General features: G+C 40.0%; 10 protein-coding genes. 4 read left to right on the forward strand and 6 right to left on the reverse strand.

Annotated features, from left to right (window positions below):
* Position 1: 1 nt before the first annotated feature.
* From OFN91_RS04410 to dnaA, 4 genes are all read right to left on the reverse strand, one after another.
* Positions 2–1453 (reverse strand): EAL domain-containing protein, encoded by a 1452-nt coding sequence (locus OFN91_RS04410; protein ID WP_270858644.1) that lies wholly within the window; start codon positions 1451–1453, stop codon positions 2–4.
* A complete protein-coding gene (gene gyrB, locus OFN91_RS04415) occupies positions 1453–3768 on the reverse strand; it encodes a DNA topoisomerase (ATP-hydrolyzing) subunit B (RefSeq protein WP_270873409.1) in 2316 nt (771 codons plus the stop codon). The genes OFN91_RS04410 and gyrB overlap by 1 nt, the downstream gene beginning before the upstream one ends.
* Positions 3769–3788: 20 nt before the next feature.
* Positions 3789–4871, reverse strand: coding sequence for a DNA polymerase III subunit beta (dnaN, locus tag OFN91_RS04420; RefSeq protein WP_270862632.1), 1083 nt, complete (start codon positions 4869–4871; stop codon positions 3789–3791).
* Positions 4872–5022: 151 nt separating this feature from the next.
* Positions 5023–6360 (reverse strand): chromosomal replication initiator protein DnaA, encoded by a 1338-nt coding sequence (dnaA, locus tag OFN91_RS04425; protein WP_270873410.1) that lies wholly within the window; start codon positions 6358–6360, stop codon positions 5023–5025.
* Positions 6361–6470: 110 nt separating this feature from the next.
* Here dnaA and ruvC point away from each other — a divergent pair, with 110 nt between their 5' ends.
* Genes ruvC through OFN91_RS04440 form a run of 3 tightly spaced genes read left to right on the forward strand, consistent with a single transcriptional unit; the run spans position 6471 to position 8249 of the window.
* Positions 6471–6950: a crossover junction endodeoxyribonuclease RuvC gene (gene ruvC, locus OFN91_RS04430; protein WP_270873411.1), complete on the forward strand. Its 480-nt coding sequence runs from the start codon at positions 6471–6473 to the stop codon at positions 6948–6950.
* A gap of 13 nt (positions 6951–6963) precedes the next feature.
* Positions 6964–7725 (forward strand): nitrilase-related carbon-nitrogen hydrolase, encoded by a 762-nt coding sequence (locus tag OFN91_RS04435; protein WP_270873412.1) that lies wholly within the window; start codon positions 6964–6966, stop codon positions 7723–7725.
* Positions 7722–8249: a cysteine hydrolase family protein gene (locus OFN91_RS04440; protein WP_270873413.1), complete on the forward strand. Its 528-nt coding sequence runs from the start codon at positions 7722–7724 to the stop codon at positions 8247–8249. The genes OFN91_RS04435 and OFN91_RS04440 overlap by 4 nt, the downstream gene beginning before the upstream one ends.
* Positions 8250–8287: 38 nt before the next feature.
* On the opposite strand, the gene OFN91_RS04445 is transcribed toward OFN91_RS04440, so the two are convergent.
* Both OFN91_RS04445 and OFN91_RS04450 read right to left on the reverse strand, forming a co-directional pair.
* Complete coding sequence (locus tag OFN91_RS04445; RefSeq protein ID WP_270873416.1) at positions 8288–9259, reverse strand: alpha/beta hydrolase; 972 nt, start codon at positions 9257–9259, stop codon at positions 8288–8290.
* 218 nt (positions 9260–9477) lie between these two features.
* The gene (locus OFN91_RS04450) at positions 9478–10818 is read right to left on the reverse strand and encodes a Na+/H+ antiporter family protein (protein WP_270873414.1); all 1341 of its coding nucleotides are present in this window, start codon (positions 10816–10818) and stop codon (positions 9478–9480) included.
* A gap of 85 nt (positions 10819–10903) precedes the next feature.
* Between OFN91_RS04450 and OFN91_RS04455 the strand changes: the two genes are divergently transcribed.
* Positions 10904–11878, forward strand: coding sequence for a DUF475 domain-containing protein (locus OFN91_RS04455; protein ID WP_270873415.1), 975 nt, complete (start codon positions 10904–10906; stop codon positions 11876–11878).
* Positions 11879–12007 lie beyond the last annotated feature (129 nt).

The raw sequence follows: 12007 nt of genomic DNA on the forward strand, positions 1-12007 counted from the left end.
TTTATTTCCTTAAATTTATAATATCTTCTGGTTTGCCTACGCAAAAACCCTGCACGAAATCGACCCCAAGCTCGTAGAGTTCGTCTTGGAATTTCGGCTTATCTACAAAGCGAATAATGCTTTTAATGCCCGATTTATGGCACATTTCGTTTAGTTTCATAAAAACATTTTTTATTTTTTCGTTGCCTAAATTTTTATTATACTCGATATCATAAATCACAAAATCAATATCGAAAAATTTAAAATACTCGAAACTCGCGTTCGCACCGCCAAACTGGCTAAGTCCAAAGCTAAATCCAAGCTCTTTAAATTTAAGCAAAATTTCGGCAAATCGCTTTGTTTCGGAGTAAATTTCTTCCTCGTTAAACTCCAAAACAATCTTGCTTGGATCGATTAGATTATTGTCAATTAGCTTTAAAATTTCGTTGCGAAACTCGGCATTTCGCAGTGTCTGAGGCATGATTTCGATAAAAATTTTATGCTCGATATCCTTAAAATAGATAATGCGCGAAATTTGCTTAATCATCGCAATATCGTATTTGATATCGTAATTATTAAAGTGCAAAATATCGATAATTCGGCTTTTTGTAACCTTATCGCCGGTTCTGAGATCGAGTTTTGGGATTAAGTTTATATGCGATTTGACGCCATTTTTATCGGCGACATATTGAAATTTAAAGCTAAAACTCTCATTGTCAATCGCATCAACAACATCTTTGTTAAAATCATCTAGCAAAATTTTATTTAGATCAATATTTTCGCTGGATTTTTCCTCTTCGACCTCTTTGCGATTTATCTTAAAAAATAGTGCGTTTGTGATATTGCTGAGATTTTTGTCATACGAAGTAGGCATGATTTCAAATTCGGTTTTAATCTCGATATTGTTTATGCTTTGATTTGAAATTTTATGCTCGAACATCTTCAAAATGTGCGTTAAATTCGCCATTTTGCCATTAAGCCCAAAGATAAAGTGGCCGTTGATAAAACGCCCAATGTGCAAATTTTTAAAGCCCTGATTTGACATAAATTTCGCAAATTCTTTGCAAAAATTATACAAAATATCATCGCCATTTTGATAACCATATCTATCGTTGATATCGGCGATATTTTTGATACGAAGCAAAACCACATGATTGATTTTGTTTTTTTTCATCTGCTTTTTTAAAATTCGCTCGATCTCATCGCGCACGAATACATGGCTGACTGGATCGATTAGCGTCTTTTTAAAACCAAAGTAAATTTGATAAATTACATAATACACATAGCAAATCAAAAGTAGCGAAAAAAGTATCACATCATCGCTATTAAACTCACCGTTTTTGAACATCGTATATCCAAAAGCGATAAGCAGGAGTGTAAAAGGCACTGAAATTTTAAGTGCCGTTATAAATCTGGTTTCGCGCTCTTTTTGCTCTGAGACTAAAATTACTTCGTTTTCGATAAATTTACCCATTAAATGTCCAAATTCTTAACATCTTTTGCGTGGTCTTGGATATAGTTTCGCCTAGGCTCCACTTCATCACCCATAAAAAGGTTAAATGTATCGCTAGCGCTTTGCGCATCAGCTATGCCCACGCGAAGCAAACGACGATTTTCCTTGCTCATCGTGGTTTCTCTAAGCTGATCTGGGTTCATCTCGCCAAGACCTTTGTAGCGTTGAATATACGCACCTTTTTTCGAATTTCGCTCTATCTCGTCCAAAACCTCGATATAATCCTTGCCAAAATCGACCTCACGCTCTTTGATTAGCCCATACACGCGGATCGCTTCGGCAAAAATATGATTTGTAAGCAAGGCTTCGTTGATGTTTAGCTGCTCCAAACCATTTGGAGTTTGGACATAGATACGAATTTCACTCTCGCTGACATTTGAATTTAAAATATTAAATCCCTCACTCTCTAAGCGCGTTTTAATCACTTCAAAAAGCGCAGAATATTCCATAGAGCGCGCTTCGTCGTTTTCGATTAGATATCTAATCGCGGAAATGACGCTAAAACGCTTTTTAAGCTCGTTTAAAAGTGAGCGGTAGTTTGAAACGATTTTTAGAAAATCGATTAAATCTTGGTTGCCAATTCCTTCGAATTCGCCCATATCGATACCAGTTTCGATCAAAAATTCACTCAGTGCGCGCTCATCTTTTAGATAAATTTCTTTTTTGCCCTTTTTGTATTTGAAAAGTGGCGGTTGAGCGATATAAACATAGCCGTTTTCGATAATCGGACGCAAATAGCGGAAGAAAAATGTCAAAAGCAGGGTCTGGATATGGCTACCATCGACATCGGCATCTGTCATAATGATGATTTTGTGATAGCGAAGTTTTTCTGCATTAAATTCCTCGCCCACGCCACAACCAAAGGCGGTTATCATGTTTTTGATCTCTTCGGATTGCAAAATTTTATCCAAGCGCGCTTTTTCGACATTTAAAATTTTACCGCGCAAAGGCAAAATCGCTTGAAATTCCCTATCTCTACCACCTTTGGCAGATCCGCCCGCACTATCGCCCTCGACAAGGAAAATTTCACTCATACTAGCATCTTTGCTGGTGCAATCAGCGAGTTTTCCTGGAAGTGTGCCGACTGAGTTGATATTATCTTTTTTTCTCGTTAAATCGCGCGCTTTTTTCGCAGCTTCGCGACCACGGGCCGCTAAAAGAGCCTTTTCCATAATCGCTCGTGCTTCGTTTGGATTTTCTTCGAAATATTTGCAAAGCACCTCAAAGGTCATTTTTTGCACGATTGGTTTGACATAGCTCGAACCAAGTTTGCCCTTAGTTTGCCCCTCGAATTGCGGTTCAGGCACTTTGACGCTTACGACTGCGATTAGACCTTCTCTGACATCATCGCCGGTGATTTTGGTGTCTTTTTCGCGTGCGGCTGCGTTTGCTGCGATATAGTTTGTGATAGCGCGAGTTAGTCCCGCTCTAAATCCAGCTTCGTGCGTTCCGCCGTCTGGGGTTTTGATATTATTAACAAAACTTAATAATTTTTCATCGTAGGTTGAATTATACATTAGCGCGATATCCACAGCGACATCTTCGACGCTATCGCTAAATGAAACTGCCTTGCTAACGGGTGAGGCTTTGTTCATATCAGTTACGAAGCTCTCTAATCCGCCCTCGAAATGAAAGCTCTCATTTCTGCCGTCTCTTTGGTCTTTAAAATTTATGGTAATTTTTGGATTTAAATATGCTAATTCTCTAAATCTTTTTGACAAAGTATCGGCATTAAATTCTAAAATTTCAAAAATTTCGCCATCTGGCCAAAATTCCACAGTCGTTCCAGTGCGATTTGTTGATTTTATGATTTCTAAATCGGTAGTTGGCTTACCTTTTGCAAATTCTTGACGATAAACATTGCCTTGGCGTTTGATTGTCAAAACTAGCTTTGATGAGAGCGCATTTACGACGCTAACACCCACGCCGTGAAGTCCGCCTGATACCTTGTAAGTGTCTTTGTCAAATTTACCACCAGCGTGCAAAACGGTCAAAACCACAGTCGCTGCTGGTAAGTGCTCTGTGGGGTGCATATCTACTGGGATTCCACGGCCGTTGTCTGTAACGATACAGCTGCCCTCGCGCGTGATTTCTACATCGATAGTATCGCAATACCCAGCCATAGCCTCATCGATAGAGTTATCCACAACCTCATAAATCATGTGGTGTAGTCCTCCGATATTTGTATCGCCGATATACATTCCTGGGCGTTTTCTAACCGCTTCAAGACCTTTTAAAACTTTAATATTTCCTGCACCGTAATTTTGTTGTTCCATTAAATTTTCCCTTAAATTTCTTAAATTTTATTAATCGGCATTACGACCGTTTTTAGCTCGCCTGAGCTTAGCACAAATGCTGTTTCTGAGTTGTTAAAATCTAACTCAAACATATCGTCCTCGACGCTGTTTAGAAAATCAAGTAAAAATCTGTTTTTAACGCCAAAAATCAAATTTGATGAAACTGCGATATTTGCCTCGATTTCGGCTTTTGCCTCAGAATTATCCTCGTTAATGCTCTCAAAAATAATGCCATCAGGCTTAATCGTAACCTTCATTTCCTCGCACATTGCGTTGATTGCTTTTACGCCACCGACAAATTTATCTCGTGGCAAAATTACTTTAAAATTTGTCTCAGTTGGGATTACGCGCTCATAATTTGGGAATTTTCCGTTGATTAGTTTTGTGAAAAATTCGAAATTTTCGCTCACTGCTAAAAGGACATTTTCGTCATAATAAATTTCGATTTTATCTGAAAATAGCTTTTGAATTTCGCCAATTGCCTTTTTAGGGATTAAAATTTGAGTATCTTTTTTGGCAAATTCGCCCATATTTGTATTTAGCACAAAGACACTAAGGCGTTTAGTATCGGTTCCGACTAAATTTAAATATCCGTCTTTTACATCAATCAAAGCTCCGTTTAGCTCGTATTTTGGGTTGTTTGTATCGATTGAAGAGTATATTTTTTTAAGACTTCTGCCAAGCACCAAAGCATTTACATTGAAGCTGTTTTTGCCCTCGATAGTAGGGAAATTTGGGAAATCTTTTGAGTCAAACATAGGGAGTTTGTATTTTAACTTTTTTTGTTTTACAAAAAGCGCTCCGTTCATTGTCTCTAATGTAACATTTTCGTCGCCTAAACCTTTGATTACGCTAAGAAGCTTTGAGCCATTGGCTGTGGCTTCGCCCTCTTCTTCAATCATAGCATAAGGCAAAACATAGCTAAGGCCGATTTCGTGATCTGTGGCCTTGATACTAAGTTCGCCGTTTCTAGCTCTGATTAAAATATGAGAAGTAATCGAGCTTAAATCCTTTTTGTCAAGGTAAGGATTGGTGTTTGAAACAATGTCTTCTAAAACCTTTTTTGCAATTATGACTTTCATAGCTGTCCTTTAAATTTTAAATTTTTGTTTTTGTTATAGTAGAGTGTGGGATTTAGTGAATACCCCGCGCAAATGCTGAATTTAGCGAAATTTGCTTTGTGAATTAAATTTGTCATTTTATTCACCATTATTCACAAATTTTGATTTTATTTCATATTTTTTCATTATTTTCCTTTTGGGTTATTTTGTTTTTTAACTCTTCGATTTTGATTTTAAAAAATTCATCTTTATCAATCGTTTCGTTGATTTTTTTGATATTTTTGCTAATCGCGCTGTGATCTTTGAGATTGAAATACGACGCGATTTTTGGCATTGAATTTTTGGTTAAAATTTTGGCTAAATATATACAAATTTGGCGCGCTTCGATGACATTTTTGGCCCTTGTTTTGCTTTTTAGCTCGCTTGGTTTGATATTTAGTTCTTTTGAAATCACGCTTATAATCTGCTCCAAATCGACATTTTGGTAGTGTTCTTTGATCTGATCTTGAAGCGTGGTTTTGGCAAATGCTAAATCTATTTTGGCATTTACAAGCGATGAAAATGCGTTTAGTTTGTTTAGTGCGCCCTCGATTTCGCGGATATTATCGCCCATATTCGCGGCGATGTATTGTATGACATCGTTTGGGACATAAAAATTATTTTCTTCGCTTTTGCGCTTGATGATTGCGATTTTGGTCTCTAATTCTGGCGGCATGATATCAGCGATTAGCCCGTCGCTAAATCTTGAAATCATGCGTTCCTCAAAGCCTTTTAGGTATTTTGGCGCGATATCGCTGGTTAGGACGATTTGGCATTTTTTTTCTCTTAGTTCGTTGAAAGTGAAGAAAAACTCCTCAATCGTCGAGCTTTTGCCTACCAAAAACTGAATATCATCGATTAGCAAAATATCGCAGTTGCGGTATTTGTGCTTGAATTTATCCATTGTTTGATTTTCCAAATTTGAGATAAATTCATTTACAAACTGCTCGCTGGTTACGCAAATGACGCTTAGATTTTTTTTGATACAGTGATTTGCGATTGATTGGAGCAAATGGGTCTTGCCAAGCCCGCTAGGTCCGTATAAAAACAGCGGATTATACATTTTGTTTCCGGGGTTTTTGGCGGCACTGACTGCGCTAGAAAATGCGAGTTTGTTCGAATCAGCCACGATGAAATTTTCAAATGTGTAATTATCATTGACAATCGTGCTTTTTGGCTTGTCTTGCGGAATCATTTTTGAAATTTCTTTTGGAGAAATTTTGGCTTTTGAAGTGATTTTGACCGTGATATTGCTAACGCCAAATTTTTTAACTAGCGCATTTTTGATCCTCTCAGCGTATTTAGTCTGTATGTATCTAGCCACAAGCTCGTTATTTGCGTGATAAACAAAGAATTCAGAGGTAGAGTTCTTTTCATTAAATTTTAAATTTTTGATATATCTTTCGTAATCAAGCGGTGGAATTTCGCCCGCTAAACTTAATAAAATTTCTTGTGGTTGAGTTTCTGCCATAAATTTTCCTTTGTTTAATCCTTAATTTTAGCAAAATTTCGCTAAATTTGTGTTAAATTTATAAAGTAATTCACAAGTGAATAAGGCGTGAATTAAAGTGAAAGATTGTGATGAAAATTTTAGGAATTGATCCGGGGACTAGAAATTTAGGCTATGCGATTTTAGAAAAAAATATGAATAAAATTTCGCTCGTCGAAGCAGGTTTAGTGAAAATGAAGGCCGAAAATGTGCAGTTTCAGATGACGCAAATGGCAGAGGCGATTGATCTTATATTTTCGCAACACAAAATCGACGAGGTCGCAATCGAGAGTATGTTTTACGCCTACAATCCCCAATCCGTGCTAAAACTAGCGCAGTTTCGCGGGGCTTTGGGGCTAAAAATTTTGCAAGTTTATGGCAACTTCGCCGAATACACGCCACTTCAAATAAAAAAATCCGTAACCGGCAAGGCAAAGGCCGCAAAAGAGCAGGTCGCCTTCATGGTCAAGCGAATACTAGGGCTCAAAGGCGAGATCAAACCGCTCGATATAACCGATGCTATCGCGGTTGCGCTCACTCACGCAAACGCTATGAGAGGGCTGGAAAAATAAGAGGGGTAAAAAAGTGAAAATCGCACTAGCGCAGATTAAAAGCGAAATTTTAAAATACAAGCAAAATTTATCCAATGCGCGAAATTTGGCTTCGCAGGCGAGGGATTGCGATATTATCGTGCTTCCTGAGACATTTTTAAGCGGATTTGCGCCTGAAATTTTTAGCGAAATTTCGTCAGAGCAAAACGAAAAAGCGCGCGAATTTTTACGCGAAATTTCAGCGCAAAAAGTCGCAATCGCTGGGCTAGCACTGAACGAAAATGGCGAAATTTACAACCGCGCCTTGGTGTATCAAAATGGGCGTGAAATTTATCATTACGATAAAATTTTTCTTTTTTCAAATTCAGGTGAAAATAAATTTGTCCGCGCTGGCGATAAATTTGGGCTTTGTGAAATTTCGCAGGGCGAAAAGTCCCTAAAAATCGGACTTGCGATTTGCTATGATTTGCGATTTGGCGAAATTTTCCGCTACCTTGCCAAAAATGGCGCGCAAATTATTTTTGTCATCGCGCAGTTTCCGCACTCTCGCATAGAGCATTTCCGCACTCTTTCTCGGGCTAGGGCGATTGAGGCGCAGTGTTTTTTGGTAGCCCTAAATAGCGCCTCTGGCGGGCATTCGTGCGTGATTAGCCCTGAGGGAGAGATTTTGTGCGAGCTTGGAGTGGGACAAGAAAGTAAAATTTGCGGTATTAATCTAGCCCAAATTTCGCTAGTTCGGGCGCAAATGGATATTTTAAAAGATGAGCGAAAAGAGATTTTAAAGGAGATTTTATGAAGGATTTAGTTTTTGTAATCGATATGGTAAATGGTTTTGCGAAATTTGGCGCAATGGCGGATCCAAACATCGCTAAAATCGCACCCGCAATCGCTTCGCAAATCCGCAGAAGCGCAGGCGTGCATTTCATCTGCGACGCGCACGGTGAGCGGGATTTGGAGATGAAACGCTATCCAGCGCACTGTATCGAGGGCTCGCCAGAGGCCGAAATAATCGATGAACTTGCCGAATTTGCCACCCCCCAAAACACTACCAAAAAACGCTCGACAAACGGCTTTTACGCCCTTGATAAGGCTATTTTGAGCGAATTTGATAGATTTGTGATTACGGGGTGCTGCACGGATATTTGCGTTTTGCAATTTGCCCTTGCGCTTCGCACATATTTCAACGAAAATGATATCAACAAAGATATCGTGGTGCCTAGCGAGTGTGTGGCGACATACGACGCGCCAAATCATGAGCGCGAGTATTATGAAAAGTGCGCGTTAAATTTAATGAGAAATGCTGGAATTTTGGTGATTTAAGTTAAATTTGGCGCAAATTCGCGCCAAATTTGCCAAATTTATTTCAAATTTGCTTTAAAAAACTCTTCAAATTTATCAAACGGAATTTTCAGATCATACAAATCCGTATGACTTGCCCCTGGCACGATAAAAAGCTCTTTGTTTTTGCTTCCAAGCTCTTTAAATGCGTCCTCGCTAAAATATCGCGAATGAGCAATCTCGCCGTGCGCCATTAAAACAGGGGCGCGAAGCTCATTTGCGTAGGTCAAAATTTTATCGCTCATACGCGCTAACGCGTCTGTTTTGCTCCAAAAATGCTCTTTTGAGTTGATTGCGCGTTCGTGGTAACCGCGCTCGGTTTTATAATACAGCGCGTAGTCAGCGACAAATTTTGGCGTTTGCTCGGTAATGGTTTTAGGGTCGATATTTCCGCTTGGCAAATACTCTACCTCGCCCTTTTCAAAGTCCGCCCAGCGTTGCAAATTTAACGCCTTTTTGGCTTCATACCTAGCATTTTCATCTACGCTGTCGTTGTATCCTTTTGCGGTTACACGGGTCATATCATACATCGTCGTGGTCGCAACGGCCTTTATGCGAGTATCGCTGATAGCGGCATTTAGCGCAAATCCAGCCCAGCCACAAATGCCTAAAATTCCGATTTTTTCTCTATCGACGAAGTCTTGCACGCCCAGATAATCCACGGCTGCGCTAAAATCTTCTGTGTTTATATCAGGGCTTGAAATGTCGCGCACATCGCCACCGCTCTCGCCTGTGAAACTTGGATCAAACGCCAAAGTTACAAATCCTCGCTCGGCTAAGGTTTGCGCGTGAAGTCCGCTAGATTGCTCTTTGACTGCGCCATAAGGGCCAGAAATGGCGATTGCGGGGAGTTTGCCACTCATATTTTTTGGAGTGTATAAATCGCCCACGATCGTAATTCCGTAGCGATTTTTGAAGGCTACTTTTTTGTGATTTACTTTGTCGCTTTTTGCAAAGGTTTTATCCCACGCGCTCACTACATTTTTTGGCATATCCGCTTCGCCTTTGGCACTTGCAGTGGTGGCTAAAATGGCTCCGAGAGCTAGTGAAATTAGGACTTTTTTCATATTTTCTCCTTGATTGAAATTTAGTGAGAAAATTTTAGCAAATTTAAGAAATTTTAGTTAGAAAGATTATCCAAATTTATTGCCTAATTCTGCAAATTTTAAAATTTATCTAGGGTCAAATTTCAAAATTTGACCCCAAAAATTTATAAAATTATCGCAAAAATTACGCCAAAGATGATTAGCGGGATATTGAAAAATATAAATGTCGGCACGCAGGTATCCCAGATATGGTTATGCTCGCCGTCGATGTTTAGCCCAGCAGTAGGGGCTAGCGTGCTATCGCTGGCTGGACTTCCAGCGTCCCCCAGACCTGCTGCCACACCGATGATAAAAATCGTCGCAGCCACGCTAAATCCAAGCTCGGCTGCTAGCGGACAATAAATCGTCGCGATAATCGGAATCGTGCCAAAGCTAGATCCGATTCCCATTGTTACAAGAAGTCCTATGCCTATCATTAGCATGGCTCCACCGATTTTGCCGCCACTTAGGCTAGCTACTGCGCTTACTAGCTCGCCCACACCGCCTGTTTCTTTGATAATCGTGCCAAATCCGCCAGCTACAAGCATCAAAAACGCGATGTATCCTAGCATATGCACGCCTTGGTCGAAAATGCTATCTAGCTCGCCCCATGGAATACCGCCTAAAAGTAGCATTGTAAGGATTCCAGCCAGAGCGGCAAATGGCATTGAGCCAGCGTCTATTTGGATTACCATGCTAAGGACAAGTTGAGCGATGAAGCACACTATAATCCCAGCTAGCACGCCCCATTCTCGTTTTTGCATTTTAAACTCCTCAAAATGCGCCTCAATGCTCTCTTTGGTTTGAGTGTAACTTCGTGGCTTGCGGTAGTAAAGCATGGCCAAAACAAGTCCAATTACCATAGGTATGGCACTCATCCACATGACCCCAGCGATATCACTGATACCCACATCCATGCCGTTTTTGCTCATCTCTTTTTGGATAATTCCCATAAAAATCAGACCAAACCCCACAGGAAACGCCATATACGGGGTTTGCAAACCAAATGTCAGCGCGCAGGCTATGGCGCGGCGGTCGAGTTTTAGTGAGTTCATAATCTTTACAAGTGGCGGGATTAGTATCGGGATAAATGCGATATGAACAGGGATTAAATTTTGCGATAAACACGAAATAAAAGCAATCATAGCGATGAAAATAAATTTTTTATCGCTGATAAATCCAGCCACGCTTCGCACCAAAATCGCCGTCAAATTTGTCCGTGCTACGGCACTTGCGATGACGCCAAGCAAGATATACGATAGCGCAGTTTCCAAGTTTCCGCCCATGCCGACACTGCCAGTAGCTGGGTTACCGTTGATGAAATAGCCTATGGCGTCCATTAGAGGGATATGGCTAGTCAGCACCGCGCAAATCGCGCTGATTAGGATAGCTAGCATGACATTACAGCGAAGCAAACACAAAATACTCATCAAAAGTATGCTTAAAAACACTGGGTTGCTTAACATTTTTTGCCTTTGTGTGAAATTTGAGGCAAATTATATTAAATTCAAGGCAAATTTACGCTAAAATCGCTCAAAAAAAAGGAAAAATTTGCGTTATTTTTATTCATCATTTTTTATATTTTTTGTAGCAGTTTTGGTAGGATTTTGGCTAGGCGGGTTCGCTGGGGCGTATATTTGCGCGCTACTATCTATTTTAGAAATCAGCCTTAGCTTCGATAATGCCGTGGTAAATGCCAAGGTCTTAGCTGATATGAACGCGATTTGGCGCAAAAGGTTTATCGTGTGGGGCATACCTGTGGCGGTTTTTGGTATGAGGTTCGCATTTCCGATTATCATAGTAAGCGCTGCTTCGCATTTGGGGCTTTTCGAGAGCCTAAATTTGGCACTAAACAACCCTGCGCGGTATAGTGAAATTTTAGAAGAAAACAAAGATGGTATTTACATTTTTGGCGGGGCGTTTTTGATGATGGTGTTTTTGAGCTTTTTCTTCGACGATGAGGACAGAGAGCCTTGGATACGGGTTTTAGAAGAAAACGCTTTGGTAAGAAGGCTCAAAAATTTCCCAAAATTTGAAATTTTACTCGCTGTGATTTTAGGCGCAGTTTTGGCTGTTTTAATACCTTCAAAAACGGCGATTATTGCATATTTTAGCGCGATAATTTTGTTTATTTTGATAAAGTCGTTTGATAAAATTTTTAGTGCTGGTGGCGTGAGAAACGGCCTAAACGGCTTTATTTACCTCGAAATGCTGGACGCTAGTTTTAGCTTTGACGGCGTGATTGGGGCGTTTGCGCTAAGCAACAATATCTTTATCATCATGCTAGGACTTGGGGCTGGGGCGATGTTTGTGCGCTCGCTCACGATATATTTGGTCGAGCGTGGCACGCTGGCGAAGTTTATTTTTTTAGAACACGGCGCGCATTATGCGATTGGCACGCTTGCAGCGATTATGTTTATCAAGCTCGAATTTGAAATCAGCGAGGTTATAACCGGCACATTGGGGATAATTTTTATTTTTTCTGCCTTCATTTGCTCGATTTTGTATAATAGAAAAAATGGGTAAATTTACCACGATTGCAAGAAATGCGAAGCATTTCAGTAAAAATAAAATCAGCTAAATTTTAAAAAGCAACGCTTTTTAAAATTTAGCCACTTCTAAGGTTTTACAGGGGTGGGGGTTGGTAAGGGGGAG

The sequence above is a fragment of the Campylobacter sp. JMF_08 NE1 genome (assembly GCF_027737875.1).
In the GTDB taxonomy this organism is placed as follows: domain Bacteria; phylum Campylobacterota; class Campylobacteria; order Campylobacterales; family Campylobacteraceae; genus Campylobacter_B.